General features: G+C 68.0%; 41 protein-coding genes. 40 read left to right on the top strand and 1 reads right to left on the bottom strand.

The features are described from left to right. Positions 1-494 precede the first annotated feature (494 nt). Positions 495-857 (top strand): hypothetical protein, encoded by a 363-nt coding sequence (locus tag ACWEO7_RS25665; RefSeq protein ID WP_452426800.1) that lies wholly within the window; start codon positions 495-497, stop codon positions 855-857. Between the two features lies 1 nt (position 858). Here the strand turns inward: ACWEO7_RS25665 and ACWEO7_RS25660 are convergent, their stop codons facing one another. After that, positions 859-1242 (bottom strand): helix-turn-helix domain-containing protein, encoded by a 384-nt coding sequence (locus ACWEO7_RS25660; RefSeq protein ID WP_452426798.1) that lies wholly within the window; start codon positions 1240-1242, stop codon positions 859-861. Positions 1243-1338: 96 nt separating this feature from the next. Between ACWEO7_RS25660 and ACWEO7_RS25655 the strand changes: the two genes are divergently transcribed. The 39 genes from ACWEO7_RS25655 to ACWEO7_RS25465 all read left to right on the top strand — a co-directional run bounded on the left by ACWEO7_RS25655 (position 1339) and on the right by ACWEO7_RS25465 (position 20238). Then, positions 1339-1590: a helix-turn-helix domain-containing protein gene (locus tag ACWEO7_RS25655; protein ID WP_452426796.1), complete on the top strand. Its 252-nt coding sequence runs from the start codon at positions 1339-1341 to the stop codon at positions 1588-1590. Further along, on the top strand, positions 1580-1870 hold the full coding sequence (locus tag ACWEO7_RS25650) for a hypothetical protein (RefSeq protein ID WP_452426794.1): 291 nt from the start codon (positions 1580-1582) through the stop codon (positions 1868-1870). The genes ACWEO7_RS25655 and ACWEO7_RS25650 overlap by 11 nt, the downstream gene beginning before the upstream one ends. A 116-nt stretch (positions 1871-1986) precedes the next feature. Continuing rightward, positions 1987-2322, top strand: coding sequence for a hypothetical protein (locus tag ACWEO7_RS25645; protein WP_452426792.1), 336 nt, complete (start codon positions 1987-1989; stop codon positions 2320-2322). Then, a complete protein-coding gene (locus tag ACWEO7_RS25640; protein ID WP_452426790.1) occupies positions 2319-2474 on the top strand; it encodes a hypothetical protein in 156 nt (51 codons plus the stop codon). The genes ACWEO7_RS25645 and ACWEO7_RS25640 overlap by 4 nt, the downstream gene beginning before the upstream one ends. 143 nt (positions 2475-2617) lie before the next feature. Then, positions 2618-2941 carry a hypothetical protein gene (locus ACWEO7_RS25635; protein ID WP_452426788.1) on the top strand — a complete coding sequence of 108 codons (324 nt, stop codon included), beginning with the start codon at positions 2618-2620 and terminating at the stop codon, positions 2939-2941. Continuing rightward, on the top strand, positions 2938-3207 hold the full coding sequence (locus tag ACWEO7_RS25630; RefSeq protein WP_452426786.1) for a WhiB family transcriptional regulator: 270 nt from the start codon (positions 2938-2940) through the stop codon (positions 3205-3207). Before ACWEO7_RS25635 ends, ACWEO7_RS25630 begins: the two co-directional genes overlap by 4 nt. A 20-nt stretch (positions 3208-3227) precedes the next feature. Further along, entirely contained in the window at positions 3228-3782 is a 555-nt protein-coding gene (locus ACWEO7_RS25625) for a hypothetical protein (protein ID WP_452426784.1), read from the top strand. Then, the gene (locus ACWEO7_RS25620; protein WP_452426782.1) at positions 3779-3937 is read left to right on the top strand and encodes a hypothetical protein; all 159 of its coding nucleotides are present in this window, start codon (positions 3779-3781) and stop codon (positions 3935-3937) included. Before ACWEO7_RS25625 ends, ACWEO7_RS25620 begins: the two co-directional genes overlap by 4 nt. Then, positions 3934-4176 carry a hypothetical protein gene (locus ACWEO7_RS25615; RefSeq protein ID WP_452426780.1) on the top strand — a complete coding sequence of 81 codons (243 nt, stop codon included), beginning with the start codon at positions 3934-3936 and terminating at the stop codon, positions 4174-4176. Before ACWEO7_RS25620 ends, ACWEO7_RS25615 begins: the two co-directional genes overlap by 4 nt. Continuing rightward, complete coding sequence (locus tag ACWEO7_RS25610) at positions 4173-4325, top strand: hypothetical protein (protein ID WP_452426778.1); 153 nt, start codon at positions 4173-4175, stop codon at positions 4323-4325. The genes ACWEO7_RS25615 and ACWEO7_RS25610 overlap by 4 nt, the downstream gene beginning before the upstream one ends. Further along, positions 4322-4555 (top strand): hypothetical protein, encoded by a 234-nt coding sequence (locus ACWEO7_RS25605; RefSeq protein WP_452426776.1) that lies wholly within the window; start codon positions 4322-4324, stop codon positions 4553-4555. The genes ACWEO7_RS25610 and ACWEO7_RS25605 overlap by 4 nt, the downstream gene beginning before the upstream one ends. Further along, a complete protein-coding gene (locus ACWEO7_RS25600) occupies positions 4552-5580 on the top strand; it encodes a YqaJ viral recombinase family nuclease (RefSeq protein WP_452426774.1) in 1029 nt (342 codons plus the stop codon). Before ACWEO7_RS25605 ends, ACWEO7_RS25600 begins: the two co-directional genes overlap by 4 nt. A 2-nt stretch (positions 5581-5582) precedes the next feature. After that, positions 5583-6665 (top strand): recombinase RecT, encoded by a 1083-nt coding sequence (locus ACWEO7_RS25595; RefSeq protein ID WP_452426772.1) that lies wholly within the window; start codon positions 5583-5585, stop codon positions 6663-6665. A gap of 4 nt (positions 6666-6669) precedes the next feature. After that, positions 6670-7107, top strand: coding sequence for a hypothetical protein (locus ACWEO7_RS25590; protein ID WP_452426770.1), 438 nt, complete (start codon positions 6670-6672; stop codon positions 7105-7107). 2 nt (positions 7108-7109) lie between these two features. Continuing rightward, positions 7110-7640, top strand: a complete 531-nt coding sequence (locus ACWEO7_RS25585; RefSeq protein ID WP_452426768.1) for a WhiB family transcriptional regulator — start codon at positions 7110-7112, stop codon at positions 7638-7640. A gap of 13 nt (positions 7641-7653) precedes the next feature. Next, a complete protein-coding gene (locus tag ACWEO7_RS25580; RefSeq protein ID WP_452426766.1) occupies positions 7654-8058 on the top strand; it encodes a DUF7171 family protein in 405 nt (134 codons plus the stop codon). A 27-nt stretch (positions 8059-8085) separates the two neighbouring features. Then, the gene (locus ACWEO7_RS25575; RefSeq protein ID WP_452426764.1) at positions 8086-8256 is read left to right on the top strand and encodes a hypothetical protein; all 171 of its coding nucleotides are present in this window, start codon (positions 8086-8088) and stop codon (positions 8254-8256) included. 3 nt (positions 8257-8259) lie between these two features. Then, a complete protein-coding gene (locus ACWEO7_RS25570; RefSeq protein WP_452426762.1) occupies positions 8260-8640 on the top strand; it encodes a hypothetical protein in 381 nt (126 codons plus the stop codon). A gap of 39 nt (positions 8641-8679) precedes the next feature. Further along, positions 8680-9027, top strand: a complete 348-nt coding sequence (locus ACWEO7_RS25565; protein WP_452426760.1) for a hypothetical protein — start codon at positions 8680-8682, stop codon at positions 9025-9027. A gap of 312 nt (positions 9028-9339) precedes the next feature. Then, positions 9340-9819, top strand: a complete 480-nt coding sequence (locus ACWEO7_RS25560; RefSeq protein ID WP_452426758.1) for a hypothetical protein — start codon at positions 9340-9342, stop codon at positions 9817-9819. Next, the gene (locus ACWEO7_RS25555; RefSeq protein WP_452426756.1) at positions 9812-10093 is read left to right on the top strand and encodes a hypothetical protein; all 282 of its coding nucleotides are present in this window, start codon (positions 9812-9814) and stop codon (positions 10091-10093) included. Before ACWEO7_RS25560 ends, ACWEO7_RS25555 begins: the two co-directional genes overlap by 8 nt. Further along, positions 10086-11384: a hypothetical protein gene (locus ACWEO7_RS25550; protein ID WP_452426754.1), complete on the top strand. Its 1299-nt coding sequence runs from the start codon at positions 10086-10088 to the stop codon at positions 11382-11384. Before ACWEO7_RS25555 ends, ACWEO7_RS25550 begins: the two co-directional genes overlap by 8 nt. Further along, entirely contained in the window at positions 11381-11746 is a 366-nt protein-coding gene (locus ACWEO7_RS25545; protein WP_452426752.1) for a hypothetical protein, read from the top strand. Before ACWEO7_RS25550 ends, ACWEO7_RS25545 begins: the two co-directional genes overlap by 4 nt. Then, positions 11743-12237: a hypothetical protein gene (locus ACWEO7_RS25540; RefSeq protein WP_452426750.1), complete on the top strand. Its 495-nt coding sequence runs from the start codon at positions 11743-11745 to the stop codon at positions 12235-12237. Before ACWEO7_RS25545 ends, ACWEO7_RS25540 begins: the two co-directional genes overlap by 4 nt. Continuing rightward, complete coding sequence (locus tag ACWEO7_RS25535; protein ID WP_452426748.1) at positions 12230-12688, top strand: hypothetical protein; 459 nt, start codon at positions 12230-12232, stop codon at positions 12686-12688. Before ACWEO7_RS25540 ends, ACWEO7_RS25535 begins: the two co-directional genes overlap by 8 nt. Positions 12689-12917: 229 nt before the next feature. Then, positions 12918-13484, top strand: coding sequence for a hypothetical protein (locus ACWEO7_RS25530; protein WP_452426747.1), 567 nt, complete (start codon positions 12918-12920; stop codon positions 13482-13484). Between the two features lie 63 nt (positions 13485-13547). Continuing rightward, positions 13548-14003, top strand: coding sequence for a hypothetical protein (locus ACWEO7_RS25525; protein ID WP_452426745.1), 456 nt, complete (start codon positions 13548-13550; stop codon positions 14001-14003). Beyond that, positions 14004-14405, top strand: coding sequence for a hypothetical protein (locus ACWEO7_RS25520; protein WP_452426743.1), 402 nt, complete (start codon positions 14004-14006; stop codon positions 14403-14405). A 362-nt stretch (positions 14406-14767) separates the two neighbouring features. Then, entirely contained in the window at positions 14768-15235 is a 468-nt protein-coding gene (locus ACWEO7_RS25515; protein ID WP_452426741.1) for a hypothetical protein, read from the top strand. After that, positions 15235-15798 (top strand): hypothetical protein, encoded by a 564-nt coding sequence (locus ACWEO7_RS25510; RefSeq protein WP_452426739.1) that lies wholly within the window; start codon positions 15235-15237, stop codon positions 15796-15798. Before ACWEO7_RS25515 ends, ACWEO7_RS25510 begins: the two co-directional genes overlap by 1 nt. Next, the gene (locus ACWEO7_RS25505; protein WP_452426737.1) at positions 15792-16085 is read left to right on the top strand and encodes a hypothetical protein; all 294 of its coding nucleotides are present in this window, start codon (positions 15792-15794) and stop codon (positions 16083-16085) included. Before ACWEO7_RS25510 ends, ACWEO7_RS25505 begins: the two co-directional genes overlap by 7 nt. Beyond that, positions 16085-16342 (top strand): hypothetical protein, encoded by a 258-nt coding sequence (locus tag ACWEO7_RS25500; protein ID WP_452426735.1) that lies wholly within the window; start codon positions 16085-16087, stop codon positions 16340-16342. Before ACWEO7_RS25505 ends, ACWEO7_RS25500 begins: the two co-directional genes overlap by 1 nt. Beyond that, on the top strand, positions 16339-16575 hold the full coding sequence (locus ACWEO7_RS25495; protein ID WP_452426733.1) for a hypothetical protein: 237 nt from the start codon (positions 16339-16341) through the stop codon (positions 16573-16575). The genes ACWEO7_RS25500 and ACWEO7_RS25495 overlap by 4 nt, the downstream gene beginning before the upstream one ends. Next, positions 16568-16861, top strand: a complete 294-nt coding sequence (locus ACWEO7_RS25490; RefSeq protein WP_452426731.1) for a hypothetical protein — start codon at positions 16568-16570, stop codon at positions 16859-16861. Before ACWEO7_RS25495 ends, ACWEO7_RS25490 begins: the two co-directional genes overlap by 8 nt. Then, the gene (locus ACWEO7_RS25485) at positions 16858-18447 is read left to right on the top strand and encodes a hypothetical protein (protein ID WP_452426728.1); all 1590 of its coding nucleotides are present in this window, start codon (positions 16858-16860) and stop codon (positions 18445-18447) included. Before ACWEO7_RS25490 ends, ACWEO7_RS25485 begins: the two co-directional genes overlap by 4 nt. Positions 18448-18471: 24 nt before the next feature. Then, on the top strand, positions 18472-18705 hold the full coding sequence (locus tag ACWEO7_RS25480) for a hypothetical protein (protein ID WP_452426726.1): 234 nt from the start codon (positions 18472-18474) through the stop codon (positions 18703-18705). 105 nt (positions 18706-18810) lie between these two features. Continuing rightward, positions 18811-19179: a hypothetical protein gene (locus ACWEO7_RS25475; RefSeq protein WP_452426724.1), complete on the top strand. Its 369-nt coding sequence runs from the start codon at positions 18811-18813 to the stop codon at positions 19177-19179. A gap of 156 nt (positions 19180-19335) precedes the next feature. Next, on the top strand, positions 19336-19764 hold the full coding sequence (locus ACWEO7_RS25470; protein ID WP_452426722.1) for a hypothetical protein: 429 nt from the start codon (positions 19336-19338) through the stop codon (positions 19762-19764). 132 nt (positions 19765-19896) lie between these two features. Continuing rightward, positions 19897-20238, top strand: a complete 342-nt coding sequence (locus tag ACWEO7_RS25465; protein ID WP_452426720.1) for a DUF3846 domain-containing protein — start codon at positions 19897-19899, stop codon at positions 20236-20238. Positions 20239-20262 lie beyond the last annotated feature (24 nt).

Raw genomic sequence — 20262 nt, 5'->3', positions numbered from 1 at the left:
GCGGAGGATAGGGGATTTGAACCCCACCCCTGACCAGCGGAAACCGTCTCGACCTGCGCCTTCATGAATGTCCAGGCATCTCGGCGCTTCTCCAGACCTGGAGGTTACGCGGCTGGTGTTGACCGGTCAACGCCTCTCGGGGGCACCGTTGTTCGCGGTTTCGGCAGGGTGCGGCGGAGCCGGGCGTACCTGTTCGGCTGGCATCGGCGGATCTGCCGACGGGGCACGACCCGGCGGTGATGGCAACGGGCAAAGTGGATTTCGCATTCGTGCGGATGCGGAACCAATCAGTGTAGGCCAACCTCAGTAGGAGCCGTCAAGGCCGGATTTGCCGAATTTGTCTCCGATCAAGTCGATCGCCCACTAAGGTCCCGAATGGAAGGGACCGGTTTGCCCCGGTTCTGGGTCGGGATGTCTGCTTCACTCAGTCCGTATGCAGGGGTAGGTGTGTGCGTAGTGGGGAATTCAGTAGGACCGCATCATGCGGTGATCTCATGACCGGCGGCTTCGACGCGGCGGCTGCGCGGGGTGGGCGCGGGTACGTCGATGTCCTCGCCGATGTACCGTCCGCAGTTGAGCGCCACCTAGCGGCTCTTCGGGAACTGGGGATCGTAATCAGCCCGCCGCAGGGCGAGATCGAAATCGATTTCGCTGCAAAGCGTCTCAAGATCGGACACCTGATCGCCGATGGCGGCGGCGTCGAGCTCGTGGCTCGTGTGGGGGTGACGCTTCATCAGTTCCGGGCGCTGATTCTGCAAGCGCAGGTCGCTGTCGTGGAAGGGCCGGACCCAACGGCGGGATGGCGGCGGGTGGATGACGTCGGTTGGTGTGTGGCGATCTACGAGCCGTTCACGTAGCTCAGCGTTCGGTGCTGCGCTGCGCACGTGTGCGGCGCAGCATCTCGTCATCCTCGGCTGACTGCGGCGCGGTGTAGCTGCCTGTGTCGGCGCGTAGCGGGCCGCGTGGTTCCTGCGGTGGTTGCGCTGCCGCGGCCTTGCCGGTGGCTACGGCGCGTTGCATGAGATCTAGCGGGGTCATGCCGAAGACGGCGGCCAGTGCCTCGATGTCGTTGAGGTTGAGCGGCTGGTCGTCGCGCAGGCGGTCGCCGAGGTAGGTGGGCTTCAGGTCTGCGGCTTCAGCGAGGTCCTTGAGTTTCAACCTGTGCTCGCCCTGTAGGGCCCGCACCTCTGCGGACATCGCACGGGCCCACGGACCGGGGGGTTTGGTTGCCGCTCTACCCATGGCCTGAGACTAGCAAATAGGCGATTGGATCGTAAATTCGTACGAAAGATCGCAACCGGTTTGCATAGATCGTATTTACGATCTAGTGTGATTCGCGTGACGATAGCTAGCCCCTACTCCGCGAAGGTGGCGGACGAGGTCCGAGCTGAGATGGCGCGCCAGCACAAAAGGATCCCCGAGCTGGCCAGGGTGATCGGGCGGACGTGGCACACCGCCAAGTCCCGATACGACGGTAAGAAGCCGTTCACCTTCGACGAGCTGATGCAGGTCTGCGAATGGCTCGGCGTCGATCTCAGCTACCTCCACCGCACCGAAAGCGCAGATCAGAAGGTGCGCGATGCCTGCTGAGACCTGCACCCATTCGCTCGCCTATGTGGTCGAACAGACCGGTGTGCCGTCCGAGGACTGGCTGCGCCGCAAGCTGAACGCGGGCGAAATACCTGGTCGCAGAGCCGGACGTATCTGGCGCATGACCGACAGCGACATCGCCGCCCTCGTCGACTACCTCGCCCGACCCGCCCGCGCCTCTGGCACCGGTATCCGATCGATTGCTGAGACCCCGGCCGCGTCCGCTTCCGGGCTCACGCCCCGGGCAAAGCGGAATCTTCACCGCCGTCAACCCGCCTGACTTCCCGACGCGGCACGCCGACGACGCGCCGGGATCGCAGGCACCGGGCAGGGGACCGCCGGGCGAACCCCTCAGCGCCCGCCCTCCCGGGCCTGCACCAACTTGAGAGGAACCACATGTCCGAGCTGACCGAGGACCGCGTCCGCGAGATCTTCCGCGAGGAGTTCGACCGGCGCAGGGAAGAGAACCGCGCCCAGTTGAACGAAAGCCTTCAGGCCTGGCGTGAGAAGCGCGCTCAGCGTGCCGCCGCGTCTCAAATCTCTGACGGGGTCGGCGATCCGCGTACGGATGCGATGGCACGTCGCAACGCTGAGTTCATCGCGATGGTGACGCCGAAGGCAGGCCGTGAGGCTGTTGCCACCGAGACTCCCGTCGAGGGAGATGAGCCCCCCGCCCGTCGTGCTGCCGTCGATGACCACGACGGGCGGGGACGCCACGAGTCCAACACATGATCAGCGAGGCCGAGCTCGCCGCCCGGCGAGACGAGATGACCCTGCGCGACCGCGTCGAGGCGCGCCGCGCCCTGGACCGGGCGGCCGGGATCGAGTACCCGCCGCTCACCGATGACCGCGCTGCTGACCTGGCGCGGCTGCTCACCCACTAGGAGGACACCGGAATGCAGTACCTGCTGAACATCGTGGCCGGGATGATCGAACCGTGGCGGTTCGATGCCCCGCGCCTGATCATCCTCGGTTCCTGGCTGTACGGGCCCGGCCTGTGATCGCCCCGCATCCGACGTCGCGCCGGATGATCACCGCCGATGCTCGCGAGCTGGGCTGGACCGTGGCGCACGACGACCCGGCGGCCACAGGGTTCACGCTGGGCCCGGCAGTGATCACCGTGCTGTGGACCAGCACCGACAGCATTTTCGCTGCCACGATCATCGGCGGTGGCGACGCTGTGCCCGACCGGCTCGGCTTCATCGCTGTCGGCGATCCGGCCCTCGCTGACGAGGTGCTGCTCGCGTGGCTGCGCGGCGCGGGATTCCTGCACCCGTCGGTGCGCGACCTCAGCGCCCCGGCGGCCGTCGTGACCGGGCTGGCGTTCGCGATGCGCCGGGGGTCGGAATGAACCGGCGGCAGTTCCTCACTGCGGCGCTGTGCCGCCCGAACATGGCCGCGTACTTCCCGGCCGCGCCGCCCGGCCCGGACCGCGACCAGGTCGCCGCTGAACCGCTGAACCAGTGCCGCGATCGCTGCCCCGTGCGGGCGCAGTGCGCGCGGGATGCGTTGCAACGCGGCGTAACTCACGGACTCGTCGCCGGGGTCGACCTCGGCCCCGGACCGGAGCCGATGCCCGGCGCGCTGGCGGTACTCCGCCGGATCGCCACCTTCTAGGAACGCAAGCGGCCGGTGGGGTGACCAGCCCCACCGGCCGAGAACCAAACACCGGAAACAGTAGGAGTGTATCCATGGAAATTCGACCGATCACCGGCAGCCCCGCCGCCGCCGACGTCGCCGCCGACCTGCGCGCGCTGGCCGACCTCGTCGAGAACGACGGCGACGGGTTCATCGCGGCCATGCTCGGCCGCCTGCTCACCGCTGATGTCGGCGGCGCATTCGTTATTCCTGCCCACTGCACTGGGTTCGAGCACGAAACACAGCCCAGCGAGGTCATGGCCGAGGCGATCCGCCGATTGAAGAAAGTCGCGGTCCAGCCGGTCGAAAAGGAGTACACGGACGAGCTGTTCAGGGCTTCGATCTGCATGCGGGCGTTGGGCCTCAGGCTGATCGAACAGCGGACGCGGATGTGCGAGCGGGTGGTGACCGGCGTCGAGACCATCACCGAAGAGATCCCCGACCCTGACTACATCGCCGCCGCGCCGAAGGTCACCCAGACCCGCGAGGTCGAGATCGTCGAGTGGAAGTGCGCGCCGGTGCTCGCGGCCGGGCAGGAGGGCGACGCCCGATGATCGAGAACGCCGCCGAGATCACCCGCATCCTCAACTCCGCCGAGAACCTGCTGCGCGACGCCGCCAACTGCGCGGCCACCGACCCGGCGCGCACCCGCCACCAGATCCAATCCGCCATCGGCACCATGCAATCCGTTCGGGGGTTCCTGCTGTGAACGATCTGCTCGCCCACTTCCATCGGCTCGACCAGAACGAACCGCCGACGGTGCCGCTGCACACCGCGAAGCATCGCCGCCCGCCGAAGCGGCGGGCCCGCCGGGTGCCGTTGCGGACCTCGTTCGACGATCGCGACCCGCTCACCCTCATCGACGAGTTGGTGCTGCTCGGCTGCGGCGTGCTCTTCGGCGGATTCTTCGGCACTCTCTTCGGTCTGGCGTGGGGTGGTGTCTGGTGAGCAACCGGTACACCGCCCTGTGTGATCCGCGATGGGAGCGCGAAGAACAGCGCGCGGTCGAGACGTCCCCGGACTACCAGCCGACCGCGCGGCGCGGCTCGGTCGACGACCCGTTCGGCCCGAGCGATTGGGACAGGAGGTCTCGATGATCGAGCCTGTCGCTATCGGTGGGGGTGGCCCGCGCACGATCGACGCGGGCCCGGTCCGAGATCACTTGCAGCAGCACGCGGCCGGACGGTCCTACCGTGCGCTCGCCCGCTCGACCGGTGTGGACCGTCGCGTCATCGCCGACGTCATGAGTGGCCGCAAGGAACGGGTCGTGCCGCACGTCGCCGAACGTCTGCTCTCCACGTCGACCGGATCGGAGGCGGGCGCGTGACGGGCAGCTACCTGGATCACTGCGTCGAGATCCTGCCGCACGACGCGTCGCGGGAGGAATGGTTGCGGGTCCGCCGCCAGGGGATCGGCGGCTCGGACTGCTCGGCCGCCATGGGCATGAACCGGTACGAGTCCCCGTACACGGTGTGGGAGGACAAGACCGGCCGCGCCCCCGAGGTCGACGAGACCGAGCGGATGCTGTGGGGCAACCTGCTGGAGCCGATCATCCGCGAAGAAGCGATGCGCCGCCTCGGGCTGACGTTCACGCTGCCCGGCACCCTGCGGTCGCTGCGCTGGCCGTGGCAGCAGGCCAACCTCGACGGACTCGCCAGCGACGGCGGGATCATCGAGTGCAAGAACACCGGCCAGTGGATGGCGCCTGATTGGGATGGGCAGGTGCCCGACCACGCCGAACTCCAGTGCCAGCACAACATGTCGGTGACCGGTGCCCCGCACGCATGGGTCGCCGGTCTGGTCGGCGGATGTCGCCTGCACGTCGGCCGCGTCGACCGTGACGACGATCTGATCGCGCTGATCCGCGCCGAGGAATCGCGACTGTGGCACGACCACATCCTCACCGACGTCCCGCCGATGATGGACCCCTCCGAGGTGACCCGCGCCGCGCTCATGCGCCGGTTCGGGATCGAGGACCGCGCGGTCGAACTCGACAACATCGACCACCCCGGCGAGCAGCTGCGCGCGGTCGAGCTCGCCGAGGAATGGGCAGCCGGGCACGCGCAAGAGAAAGCGGGCAAGGCCACGAAGCGGCGCGCCGAGAACGAGTTCCGCCTGCTGATGGGCGGCGCGAACCGCGCCACCCTCGGCGGCAAGACCATCGCCCGAATCACCGGCGGCACCTGGGCTTCCAAACGGTTCGAGGAGGCCGAGCCGCAGATCGCCGCGCTGTACCGCAAGAAGGTCGACGTCATCGACTCGGCCGCCCTGCGCGCCGAGGACCCCGAGACGTGGGGCCGCTACCAATCGCAGGTGTTCAAGGCATTCCCCCTCACCGACAAGGAAGGATGATCGTGGGTCGAAACCTCGCCGCCCGCACCCGCCAGAACGTCACCCAGCGCGGCAACCAGGACAGTCAGGGCGAGCAGAAGCCGCCCGACAAGGTGACGCAGATGGCGCGCTACATCACCACTCTGCAAGGCGAGATCGCGCGGGCCCTGCCCAAGCACATGGACGCCGACCGCATGGCGCGGCTCACGCTGACCGTGCTACGCCGTACCCCGCGGCTGGCCGAATGCACGACCACGTCGTTCGCCGGTGCGCTGCTCACCGCCTCAGCGCTCGGGCTGGAGCCCGGGGTGAACGACGAGTGCTACCTCGTCCCGTACCGCATGTATGACAAGAACGAACAGCGCGGCTGGGTCGAGTGCCAGCTGATCATCGGCTACCAGGGCCTGGCCAAGCAGTTCTATCAGCATCCCCTCGCGCTGCACCTGGACGCGCACGTGGTGTACGAGGCCGACGCGTTCGACTGGGAGTACGGCACCAGCGCCTACCTGCGTCACAAGCCCGCCCGTGTCCCGCTGGATGAGCGCGGTGAGATCACCGACTACTACGCGGTCGCCAAGCTCACCAGCGGCGCGGCCCCGTTCGTGGTGCTCTCGCCCGCCGAGGTGCGAGTCCTGCGCAACGGCCGGGAAGGACCGTCCGGCGACATCCCCGATCCCCAGAAGTGGATGGAGCGCAAGACCTGCATCCGCCAGCTGGCGAAGCTGGTACCGAAGTCGACCAGCTTCGCCGCCGTCATGGCCGCCGACGAACGCGACGGATCGGAGCTGTACCGCGAGCGGCTGGCCGAGCGCAACGCCTCGGAGGTGATCGACCTCGCGCCCGCATCGGTGAGCGACGAATCGGCGGGCACCGCGCCGCAGGGTGACGCACCCGAGGGCGCGCCCGCGCTCGAGGAAACCGCGGCCAGCGCCGCCGAGATCCGCGCGCTGGTTGCCGCGCTGAAGGGGCAGCAGTACACCACTGCCGCCGACCAGTTGGAGTGGGCGCGCAACAACATCGGCCCCGACCTCACCAGGATCGAAGACCTCACCGGCGCGCAAGCCCGCGAGCTCACCGCGATCCTCACCGCTACCGGAAAGGAATAGACCATTGACCGAAGCACTGAAGATCACTCGCTCCGCACGCACCATGATCGACAATCGCGTGCGCGTCGAGTTCGAGGCCGCCGAGGATTCGGACCTGTTCCTCGATGACCTGCGCGCCGCTGTCGCCGCCGCCGACCACCTGCCCGGCACCGCCACCGTATCGTTCAAGATCGGTAGTGAATGGTTCACACCGGTGGAGGTCGACATCCTCCACCGCGAGTACCGCTCCCGCGATCCGCTTGCACCGGTCGACGCCGACGACGCGGAGACCGTCGACGAGTACGACGACGCACCGCACGAGTGCAACGACTTCTGCGGACCCGGCAACTGCCCGGTTGAACACGCACTCGAATTCGACGCGACGCTCGTGCGCCCCGGCTCGGAATCCGACCCCGACGTCGCCTACGAACGCGACGTCATCGACGCAGCGAACGGGCTGTAGCGATGGAAGAACCGATTCCTGCCTGCGCTGGCGCACCTAACCCCGAACTGTGGTGGTCGAGCAACAAGGACGACATCGACGAAGCACGCGCGATCTGCGTCGGCTGCCCCGTCCGCAAACAATGCGCCACCGTTGCCGTGCGCACCGACCTACTCGAAGGTATTTGGGGCGGATACGATTTCAGCTCCATCAAGCAGTACCGGGCCGCCGCGAAACTGGCCGGCCTCGAACCCAGCCGCAGGCGTCGTCGCAAGAAGCAGGAACGCGACTGCACCAAGTGCGGAGCCCAGTTCACGACCCAGCAAGACGACGAGCAGTGCGTCGCCTGCCGTCAAGGGCTGGTCGACCCGGGCCCCACCCGTGAACATATTCTCGCCCTGCGCGAAACGATGACCTGGTCTGAGATCTCCGCCCGTAGCGGGGTATCCACCGCCAGCTTGGGCGACCTGATCAACGGTCGCAGCAAGCACGTCACAGCCCAGACCGAAGCTCGGATCCGCGCACTACCCGTACCGGCCACCACCGCTGCATAAGGAGAACCCGCACATGGCGAAAGTCACCACGTTCAACGGCACCAAAGGCACCGCCGAGGGATTCAGCCGGTATTTCTTCCGTGGCAGCCCAACCGATCAGTTCGAGCACCGCCCCGAGGTTGGCGAGGTCCGCGTCATGTCGGTCACCGTCGAGTGCGTGGCGTCGGGGTTCGATCAGATCTCCGATGGCATCCGGCACAAGTCTTCGTGGAAGGTCGTCAACGCGACCCTCGGCGAGGCGGTCGAGCGTCCCGCCGGTGATCCCGAGCTTCCGTACGAGGGCGACGACGACTCGGCCGACGGCAGCTCGTACGGCGACTACACCGGCGGCGAGGTGGCCGAGGCCGACGCCGATGCCGATGCCGATGCCGATGCCGGATCGAACGTGGTCACCGCGCATTTCTCCGACAACAGCTGACCGATGAATCATGGAAACGGTCGCACAGTGACGGGCGATTCGGTGGACGGCGCGGCGCACTCCGATCAGGGGTGCGCCGCGCCGCCGCTGGCGCTGGCCGCCCAGGCAACCGCCATGTTCGTGCAAGCGGTCACCCGGTACTACGCCGACATCGGCCGCCCGCTGCCGGACCTCAGCCCATCGGGCCCGGCGCGGTGACCGATGCCGATCCGCCCGGAGAACCGACACCGCTACCCGCCGAACTGGCGGCAGATCTCCGACTGGGTGCGCTTCACCCGCGCCGCAGGCCGCTGCGAGTGCCGAGGCGAATGCGGCCGACCACGCGTGCATCTCGCCGCCGACGGCCGCTGCCCGCACGAACACGGGCAGCGCGCCCACGACACCGGTTCGCCGGTCGTGCTCACCACGGCGCACCTGGACCACGTCCCGGAGCACTGCGATCCGGAGAACTTGCGCGGCATGTGCCAGGGCTGCCACCTGCACTACGGCCGCCAGCACCACGCCGAGACCCGCGCGGCCACGCGGCGCGCCGAGCTGGAGGCGCAGATGGATCCGCTGTTCGACGTCGGTGGTGGCCGGTGATGGGGATGGGTGTGTGGGGTGCTGTGAAAGGTGGTGGCGATGGAGTTGGAGCCGGTCGGCCGGTTCGAGTGGGAGCGGTGGATCCGGCGTCTGATCCTGCCGCCCGGCGTGAAGTACACGGCGCTGATGGCGATCACGTACGGCGATCTCGACGGCTCGCGGGTGTTCCCGGGCGTAGAGAAGTTGGCGCTCGTGATGAACGTGGGCACCGCGTCGGTGAAGCGGCACATGAAGGTGCTGCGCGAGACCGGGCTGATCGAACGCGTGAAGCAGGGCAATCGGCACGAGGGGGATGCGGACGAGTACCGGATCACTCTGCCGTCGAATTTGCTCGATCTGCCGATGCTCACGCCAGACGAGCAGCCCGAGTCTACGGATCACCCGTGATCCCTGGAGTTATCCACAGGCCCGATGTCTGGGGATCACGGATGATCCCCAGAGTTGTTCGGTCTGTGCATGTCTGGGGATCACCTGTGATCCGTAGACATCTGAAACGCCGACATGTCTGGGGATCATTTCGGCAATGTCTAGGGATCATTTCGGCAATGTCTGGGGATCACCGTGATCCCCCACCAGTACCAAGACCAGACCACTAACCGGGACCAGATAAGTGGCTGGCTTTCGAACGCAACTCACCACGCGCCCGCGCAGGCCTGTGGATAACTGACCAATCTTCTCCGACGAAAGGAAAACCGATCGATGACCGAACCGACCAACCTTCAACGCCGCCTCGCCGAAGTGATCGGCGAGAACGCCACCAGCTCACGCGTTGGTGGCCCCATCGGCAACCCGACCAACGTCGCGGGCCACATCCTGGCGGACGCTGCACTGTGTGCCGCCATCGGCGACTACGCCGCCGCGAACGATCCGAACGACGCCACCCGCCAACTCGAAGCCATCGACCTCGTCCTCGCCCACCTCGACGAGTACCGCGCCGACGGCAGCGTTGCCGGATGGAGCCGACTGCGCGACGACCTCGACCGGCTCCGCCGCCGCGTCGATGACCGACTCAGCGAGGACATCGACCTCGGCAACGCCTTCCTCAACTACACCGCGCAGTTCGCGGACTGCCACACCCCGGCCGGTGTCGGCGGCCTGATCCGCGCCGCCATCGCCAAGACCGGCGCCACCATCACCCCCGGCCCCCAGACCACCGCCAAGGAGCCGAGCGATGCGTGAGCCCCGGCAATTCCGTGCACGCCCACAACCCTTCGCCGCCATGCAGTTCGACGGCAGCAACGCCGCGGCCATCGCCGACTGGGCCCGCGCCACCACCACCGCCCGCATCCGGTTCTGGCCTGTCGGCCCCGGCCTCTGGATCGACACCCCCGCCGGAGTCGCTACCGCCCGTGTCGGCGACTGGATCATCTGCGAACACGGCCACCTCCGGCCCGTCCCCGCTGAACTGTTCGCCACCACCTACGAACTCGTCGAGGAGACTGACCGTGCCTGACCAGACCACCCGCCTCACCGACGAACGCCTGCGCCAGCTCCGCGACAACGAGAACATATGCACCAACGCGGGCGAACGCTCGATGGCCGCCGAGCTGCTCGAGCTGCGCGCGCTGCTCGCTCTTGCCCGCCTCACCGACGACACTCTCACCAGCATCCACCGCGGACTCGTCGACCACGCCCGATCGCACATGCACGTCGACAACTGGCTGTCCGGCTACAGCGAAGGCATCGAACACGCCCTCGACACCGTCCGCCTGCGCGCACGCGCAGCCGCCCCCGGCCCGGAGCTCTCGCCCGCCCTCACCGAGCCGCCCACGGCGCAGCCAGCACCGCGCAACACTGGAAACAGTTGGACCGTCACGACCGGTTCGCCGTTCGTTCCGCCGATGCCTCCGGCGCAGGCGCGCCGCCAGCTGCTCAGCCCGTTCGACTACCCGGCCGGCCTCACCGACGATGACGCTCGCCGCGCTGGCGAAATCGTGGCGGGCTACCTCGATGACGTGCTCGACCGCGTCGACCTCGCCCGCGCCGACGACCTGGACATGGGCGACGAAGGCGAACGCGCGGTGCTGCGCACCCTCGGTGTGGTCGCGGTCGAGGCCGCCCTCTGCCTCGGATGGCGTCCGCCGTCCGGCGCAACCGGCGAGCCCGCCGTCAACGAGGTCGAAGCCATCGCCGTCGCATGGATGCGGTACCAGGGTTACACCGAACAGCAGATCGAGACCGCCGCAAACCACAACTGCGCCGACACCTGCGAGCGTGCAGGCGACGCATGGGACTGCACCGACGAACACGGCGAATCCCGCCACCCCATCGCCGACGAACTTGCCGCCGCCTCCGCAATGGCGAACGTCGCGCTCAAAGCGCTCGCCGAGCACCGGCCGCCGATAGGCCACATCGTCGGCTACCGCGAACCCCACGGCGAATGGTGGATCAGCTACGACGGCAGACCATTCACCCACGAAGCCGCCACCGACGACCTTCACGAAGCCGTCACCGAAGTGCCCGGCGTCGACTGGCGCGTGCTCACTGTCTACGACGAGACCGGCGAGCCCTACCGAGCAGCAGACCCGGCCGTCGTTGACGTCCACCTGCCCGGCGACCAGCCCATCGCCCACACCGCCGCATACGTCCGCCACGCCCGCGCCATCGGCGACGCCTTGATCGCGTTCTGCGCCGACCGCGGCTACCCCGCACCGCGGTTCACCGACCGCTATTTCTTCTCGAAACGCGTGTGGCGGATCACCAATGCCGACAACGCATTCGACGCGGAGGTGGTCACCGAATGAGCCGCGGCCAGCTCGCCCGCACCCCGGACAACTTCCCCCGCATGAAACACCGCGCCGCCAAACGCCGCGCCCGCAATCACCCACTCGTACGCCTCGCCCGAGCGTTCGACGAATTCGGGCGCGCATTCCGCCGAGCATTCGAGTCCATCGACTGGGACGGCCTGGCCCACACGCTCGAAACCTGGCGCGCCATCGCCGCGAATCTCTCCCTCTGTGATGTCTGCCAAGGCACCGGCGACAGCAACGGCGCCGACTGGTGCGAGGAATGCCAGGGCACTGGCCGCATCCTGCCCCCCGAACCAGACCCCGACGACTTCGACGACACTGACGTGCTGGAAGACCGCGCGGAGCGCGGACGATGACGCCTGAACTCACCGCCACCGAACGCGCCCTACTGCGCCGCATCCCCCAGTACATCGGGCAGTGCATCTCCAGCCCAGAGCACGGCATAGCCTCCCTGCGCGACGGCCACATGGGCGGTGGTGGCGGCGAATTCACCGCCGCTGGCGCTGTGCTGCTGCACTACCAGTGCACCCGCACCGCTATAGAAGGCCAATGGCACGACTGGATCCCGATCGCCTGGGCCGGACCGGACGATATCCGACCGACCGGCACGCCGATCATGTTCCGCGAAGGCGCACTCCTGCGTGAGGCGCGCCTCAGCTACACGCGGCTGCACCGCTGGTGCGAATCGCTGCCCGCCGACGTGCGAGCACAGGCAACAACCTGGTGGCGCACCTACCCGGAGAACACGCGCAACCTCGGCGCCCTGGTCCAGCTCACGTTGCAGCAGTTGGCCGACCCCGTCGACGAGCTCGCCCTCTTCGACCTCCGGCAGCGCGCCCATGCCTGAACAGCCGGAAGACCCACCGCAGCGCCCGCACAGGCCCGGCCTGCTCGGCCTGACCCGCGACGCCATCACCGCACTCACCCAACTCGCACGGAGGAACCTCATGGCCGACGACTGGAACCTCAAGTGCCGCACCTGCGACACCGTCCACCTACTCGACTGGCGCAACGGCGGCGACGAGATCCAACAACTGATCCCGCACCTGCGCGCCCTCGCCAACGCGGTGCACGCCATCAACATCATCGAAGGCCAGCACTACGGCATGGACTTCCCGACCGACCTCGTCCGATTCGCCGTCCAGCACCACGCCCACGACCTCATCGCGGTCGACGAGTACGGCACCGAGTACGGCTACTGCGGATATCAGTACGACTGCTCGTGCTGCGGCCAGCGCCCGAAGTGCCGCAAGCCGCGCCACCACGACGGCGACTGCGGCCCGGCCGACCCGGAGTAGCGGCCGTGCCCAAACCCCGCCCGCCCGGCGTCCGCGGAATGGACTGGCTCATACAACGCGACCACGCCGAAACCGTCACCTGCCCCGACTGCGGCGAACCCGCCGGCGCCACCTGCACCCGACCCGAACCCCACACCGGCCGCCGCCTCCCTCTCGAAAACCTCCCCGCCCACACCGGCCGCATCCGCGCCGCGGGCCCCATCCCCGACCACACACAGGAGAGCCACCGTTGACCACTGTCGTCGGTCTCGATCCCAGCCTCACCGGCACCGGCCTCGCCATCATCACCGATACCCCGCCCGGCCGGACCCTCGGCTATGGGGAGATCGACCCGCCCCGCCTGTACACCATCGCCTCGACCGGCAAGAAGGGCGCGACCTGGAGGCAGCGTCACGACCGCCTCGTCAAACTCCGCAACGACACGATGCGCCTCGTACCCCGAGACACCCGCCTCGCCGTCATGGAAGGTCCCTCGTTCGCCTCGACCGGCGCAGGCCAGCACGACCGGTCCTGGTACTGGGGCAAGCTGTACGACGCGCTGACCTCCCTCGGCATCCCCGTCGCGGTGTGCCCGCCCAAGACCCGCGCGAAATGGGTATGCGACAACGGCAACGGGGGCAAGGCCGACGTCGCTATGGGCATCGCCCGCATGTGGCCCGGCGTCGAGATCCGCGGCGACGACCAGGCCGACGGGCTGTGCTTCGCCTCCATCGGCGCCCAGCACCTCGGCCTGCCGCTGCCGTACCTCGTGCTCGAACGGCACAAGCTCGCCCTGTCGAAAATTGAGTGGCCGTAGCTCGCTGAGATACTGGAGACAGATGCACTGTCACTACAGATAGAGTCGAGAGAGGCGAGAGCGATGGTCCAGGCAGGAGAGCAAAGCCCCCGGCGTCTCGCCGAGGCCGCTGCCCGCCGGGAACAGGCCCTCGCCCTCTGGCTCGACAAACGCACGTTCCAGCAGATCGCGGACGAACTCGGCTACGCCGACCGCAGCAACGCCCGCAAGGCCATCATGACCGCGCTCGAGGAAACCGCGGCCCGCACGATCGGTCTCGCCGAGCAGGCCCGCCCGATCATCGCGGCCCGCCTGGAGCGGCTCTATGAGAAGTGGGCCGACCGCGCCGACGACGACCCGAAGGCCGCCGCGCTCGTCCTCCAGATGTTCGACCGGTTCTGTCGGATCTACGGCCTCGACCGCATCCAGGTCGACCACACCGTCACCACCCGCACCCAGCTCGACGCCGAAATCGAGGAGCTGGTGCACAAGCTCAGCGCCGCCGCACCGGCCGACCCCGCCCCCACGAAGGAGAGTTGAATGCCCGGTCTCTACCGCACTCAGGACTTCGAGAGCTTCGCCCTCGTCGTCGAACTGCCCGAAGCTGCCGAGCTCGACATCGAGACCCGCGTCACCGGCAGCCGCGAATACCTCGCCGGGCAGGCCACCGTCGACGGCGACACGATCACCACGTACCTCGCCGACATGGTCGCCGCCGACCGGTTCCTGCTCACCGACGACGGCACCTACATCCGGGTCACCGGCGCCGCGATCGACGGCGACGACGGCGGTGTGGTCTACCTCGACCAGTCCCGCGAAACCCCCGCCATACCACCCGGAGGCGGTGACCCGGTCATGGTGCGCGTCGTCGAGCCATCGCCCCCGACCACGCCGCTGGACTGGTTCTTCGACGAACTCGACCGAGCGCTGGCCGACCTCTGAGTTTTTCGTGGTGCGTCAACCCGGGCCAGCAGTCCCGGCAAGCAGCCCAACGGGCATCCGCCCCGCAACCCCGCACCGCATGTCGGGGGGTCACGCTGCGCACCACGAAACGGCCGGGCGGGCAACGCAAGGCACACCCGCCCGGCCACCCAGACCACCCCTCCCTCGTGGCACGTCAACCCGGGAATCCAGGTGCACCGGAAAAGCACCCCAACGAGCCAGCATCGGGACGTCGCCTGGCTCCGCAATCCCGCCCCAGTTCTGGCGGGAGGGCACGCTGCGCGCCACGACCAGGCCGGGCGGAGAACGCGCACACTCCGCCCGGCCTGCGCCAAACACCAACCACCACACCGGAGACACCGATGGTCGACCTCTACAGGGCAGCCCCCGCGTCGGGTGAAATCCACTACGTCACCACCCTCGACGACGCGACACCCCACCTCGAAACCCGCTACGCAGGCACCCGCCCCTACCTAGCTGGCGAGATCCGCACCACGGCCGCAGAAGTCCACCGGCTGGCGGAAACCATCGAACACGGCGACCACTGGGTGACCGTCGAGGGCACCTATATCCGCGTGCACAAGCTCGCCATCGACATGTCCTGGGTCGGCTTCGGCTGGATCGGCGTCGACCAATCCACATTCGCCAAGAAGTTGACGCCCATCGGGATCGCCATCACCGACCTGCGTGTGGTCGAGCCCTCGCCGCCGCGCCCCACCGAGGAATGGATGCCCGCTGAGATCGCCCGCGCCATCCGCGACCGCCAGGCCGAAAAGGATCTCGCCGTCGCCGTCAATGCCGTGTTCGCTCAGCCGACAGGGGAGCAGTAGTGCGGGAACTGACCGCGGCCGACTACGAGCGGATCCGCGCGCAACTCGACGCGCTCCAACGCGTCTACATGTGGGGCCCGGCGAAGCTCGCGTACGTTGCAGTCCTGCTCACCCAGATTGCGCGGACCGAACCACTCTGGCCGATACCCGAAGAACCAGTCTGGCCGATACCCGACCCGCCCCCGACGTGCGCGCCGCTCGTCCGCTCCGCTGTCCTGCCCGCCCTCACCCCAGACCAGACATGGTTACTCGCCCGCGCCGCGACCGCAGCTGTCCACGGCCGTGTCCGCCTGTGGGACGCCGAGTTCGGCGAGATCGCCGAACTGCACCCAGCGCGCCCGCCCGCCGCAGGATGGACGCCCTGCCGCGGGGAAGGCTGCCAGTGGTGTGCGTGGGCCGTCGACCCGACACCGGAGAAGCTGCCCGCATTCGCCATGCCGCCGAACCCGTACCTGCCACACGAGCACGCCGAGTGGGTGACCGCCGAGATCGACGGGTTCCGGGTATCTGGACCGGCCAATCAGCAGGGCGTCAGGCTGTTCGAGGGAGAGGCCTTATGGTGACCGAACGCCGGTTCACGATCGACGACGGCGCCCCCTACTTCGTGGCCGGTCCCGTCCACCTCGGCAGATTCACTATGCGCGCCGGTGATCTCGTTGTCTCGGCCGACGACTTCCGCGGCGCGGAGCTCCGCCCCGGCGACGCCATCACGGTCGAAATGACCGGCGGTAAGGCGCGCATCGTTCGGACCCGGTTGCGGCCGTGGTGGCGGCGCTGGCCGTGGGCACGTACCGAGCGCACCGTGCTCCGCGAATTCCACTGGCCGACATGCAAAGGAGAGACGGACTGATGAGATTGCGCTGCCTGTTCGGCCGCCACCGCTGGCACCTGACCACCTACACCCACAAACCCTGCCGGTACAACGATCAGGAGTTCGGACGCCGGTGGGCACAATGCACCGACTGTCCGAAGACCCGCGGCAACCTTCCAATTCGCTGGTGCTTGTGCGAGGACTTCCGGCTGCGGACCGGCCTGGTCGATGCCGCCGCGTTCCTGCGGGCACGCCAGTTCGCGCCGCCAACCGCAGGAGGAGACTCGACACCGTGAGCGAACCGACGATCGGCCAACGCCTCGACACCGCCCTCGACAACCTCAAGCTGACCACGTCAGCACAGGGCGCGATCGGGTGGCTGGTACACGGCCAAGCCGAAAAGGCGCATCACGCCCTCGCCCGCCTCGACGTCGAGCAGCTGCGCGCGGTATCCGCCGCCGGGCTCGGGCTGGCCGCGATGGCCGACCATCTTGCCAACCAGATCGAGGGGAATCCGACCAATGGCTGAGCCGATCGTCTGGATCGTCGAGCGCCCGATCGACGACGAGGCACCCATCCAGATCGCGTGGTGCACAACCGACCAGGCCGCCCGCGAAGCCGCCGCCGAGTACTGGCGTTTCGTCGATTGGGAAGACGGGATACCGCTCCAGATCTTCCCGCGCGCCATGAACACCACGTGGGGAATCGGCGGCCTCCCACAGCCGGACGAGTTCGCATTCGACGGCACCGAAGACGACGCCCGCGCCGCCGGATGGCTGGACGCTGACGGCAACGTGGTCAAAGCACGGCCATGACCAGCGCGCTCGACGGGGACGGCTGGCGCGACCTCCCCACCCGCGACAAAGAACACCTGCGCGACCGGCTCCGCGAAGCGTGCGCCCGCGCCGGCATCCCGCTCGCGAAATTCAGCAGCCCCGGCGACCTCGCCGAAAAGCATGAGCCGCACCTCACCGTGCGGCGCGACTACCTCGACGCGATGGACGACGAGCTGGTCCGCCTGCGCGACAACCCCACTGGGAAACTGATCATCACGACGCCCTCACAGGTCGGCAAGTCGACGAAGGTCAGCCGATGGTTTCCCTTCTGGTGGTTGAGCCAGCGGCCCCGGGATCGAATCATTCTGGCCTCGTATGCGTCCCGGCTCGCCGCGGGCCATGCAGCCGCCTGCCGGGACCTGATCTATGCCTATGGCCGCTACTACGGGCTGCGGCTGCGCGACGACGAAGCCACCCGTTCCGACATGAGCCTCACCACCGGCGGCAGCCTCCGTGCTCGCGGCGTCCGCTCCGGCCTGGTCGGCAACCCGATGGACTGCGGAGTGATCGACGACCCATTCCGTGACCGAGCCCAAGCCGACAGCCCCGTCATCCGAGATGGCGTGTGGGACTGGTATTCGTCGGCATGGGTGTCGCGGCGTGCGCCGGAGTGCCGCGAGGTGGTGTGTATGCACCGCTGGCACCCGGACGACCTTGTCGGCCGCCTGCTCAAACGTGAGGGCCGAGTCGAGGAGGGCGGCGAATGGCGGGTGCTGCACCTGCCCGCGATCGCTCTGGCGCGAGACCCCGAACGTGGCATCTACCCCGACCCCCTCGGCCGCGAGCCGGGGCAGCCGCTCCAGCATCCCCGCATCCCCATCGACGATGTCGCCGCCCAGCTCGCGCACTGGGATCGCGTACGCGCTGGCATGACCGCGCGCGACTGGGCATCCCTCGGTCTGGGCGTGCCGATCTCCGCGGAGGGCGCACTGCTCGACGAGGCCGCGATCGAACGCCGCACCGGCACGCCGGGTGCGCCGGTCCGCGTGGGCGTAGGCGTCGACCCATCCGGCGGCGGCCGGGACACTGCGGGCATCGTCGCCGGTCTGGTCGACACGACCGGCCGGTTCTGGTGGACGCGGTCGCGTACCGGCCGCATGTCGTCGGCGAAGTGGCCGCGCGAGGCGTGTCTGCTCGCTCACGAGGTGGGCGCGGACCGGATCGTGTTCGAAGCGAATTACGGCGGCGACATGGCCGAGCAGCTGATCCGGCAGGCGTGGGCCGCGTTGCAGGCCGAAGGCAAGATCCCCGCGACCGCGTTGTGCCCGTACATCAAGAGCGTGCACTCGCGGCGCTCGAAATTCCTGCGGGCCGAGCCGATCGCGCAAGCCATCCTGACCGACCGGGCATGGTTCGCCGACCACCCGTCGTTACGGGATATGCGTGCGGAGTGGACGCAGTGGGAGCCGGGGTCGACATGGTCGCCCGGCGCGCTGGACGCCGGGGTGCATCTGGCGTGGGAGCTGATCCCGCCGATCCCGTCCGGGCAGGCGAGCACGAGCGTGGCGAAGCGTCGGCGTGATCAGGTGGTAGGGAGTGGCGGCGTCGCCGGTCGGCGGCGCTGAACCGACAGAGGGAGGATGGAAGGTATGGCCGAGCGTGTGAAGGTGCGGTGCGTGTTGGTGTTCGGCAGTGGCCCGGATGCGCGGGCGGAGTTCGAAACACCGTGGCACTCGCCGCGTGAGCCGATGATGCTGCGGGCGGGAGACGTGGCGGAGCAGACGTGTTTGCCGGTGGGGGAGTTGCCTGGTCGGTGGTTTTGGGCCGAGGGCGACGCGCAGGGGTTGAGTGGTTTCGAGTTGGTCGACGACCCGCGACGCTGAATGTTGCAATTCATGAGTTCAGTGGTGTAATGTATGAGTCGTCGGGAGGGGGTCGGACCCCAACCGGCAGCAGTTTGACAACACCACAACGAAAGGACGCTCAGCATGGGCGACAAGTTCGAGACGCTTCGCGTCGCGACGATCCACACCCTGGCGGGAATCGCCAAAGTCCTTGGGATGCTTCCCATCCCGATCGAGATCAGCGCCGATCCCAACGATGAATCCCAGATCGAGGACGTGCTCCGGGCGCGGAGGCTGATCCGGGAGGTCCCGATGGGCGAGGTGCTGAGGGCGGCGGTCAACACCGCCATCATCGACTGGATGTCCGGCCTCACGCTCGGGATGCTCGCCGACCAGGGCGACGACGAGGACAAAGAATGGCTGCTCACCGCCGCACTCGTCGCGATGACGCGGTGTGAACACGAGATCGAATTCGCCCTCGATCTCATCAGCGGCAGGATCAGCGAGGAATAGCAGAAACACCGAAGGCCCGGCGAACCTCGCCGGGCCTTCGGCCTATCCGGTGGGCACAAGGCCCCAATACGAAGTCTGGGCCGGACGGGGCGGGCAGAGCCCTAAGTCGGAACCCCGACCGGCAGCAGTTCGACCACACGAAAGGAGGTCGCCGCCATGGTAGCGCGATCGACAGAAACAACACCAGACCGCACCGCGGCCGGAATCATCGCACCCGAGATCGCCGCACGCTACGGCCGCGAGCTCTCGACCATTCAGAGGCAATGGATGGTCCGGCCAGAGTGGCCGGCCCCGGTCGGCAAGCGTGGCCGCTGGAACGAGTACGACGCCGCCGAGGTCGACAAGGTGGTGCGCGCGCACTTCGTTCGCGTCGCGACGCCCACGAGTGAGGGCCGCCCGGACGACCTGCTCACCGTGGCCCAGATCGCCGAGTACACCGGATTGGCCGAGGCCACCGTGCGGGCGGACATCTCGCGCGGTCGCATCAACCGCCAGGCCGACGACGACAGCGAGGGTGTGAAGCGGTGGCGGCGCTCGACGATCGATGCGGCGATGCGCGGGCGGCGGCGGTACGCGCGGCGTTGATCGACCGGCGGGGTGGGTGGACCCGGCGCGTCATGTTGTAAAACATGATTCGAGTGTTGTAATGTATGAGTTGTCGATAGGGCGTCGGAACCCGATCGGCAGCAGTTCACACCAACACTCGAAAGGACGCCCATGGGTCTCTCCCTGGTAATTCAGCCCGACGGCGAGGTCTACCGCATCAACCTCAACCCCGGCCGCTCGCATCTGACCCAGATGTACGAGCACCTGGATTGCAGCCTGGTCGACGTCGTCCGCCTGGATGACGGCCTCGATATGTGGCTCGACGACGAGGGCATGTACAACCACGAGATCAACCCGCTCGCCACGCTCATCGCCCATCTGTACGGACATGTTCACCAGCCCTACTGGGGGCCGGTGCTGATCTGCTCGGTCGACAGCGAAGGCGAGAGCGTCGATATGGATGACGCGACGGCGGCGGCGCTGCTGGAGCGCGTGGAGTCGGTATTCCGCTAGGCGGGCCGGGCCCCGGAGGTGCGG

The organism is Nocardia sp. NPDC004260, assembly GCF_053603155.1.
This window is presented reverse-complemented; position numbering and strand designations above follow the sequence as displayed.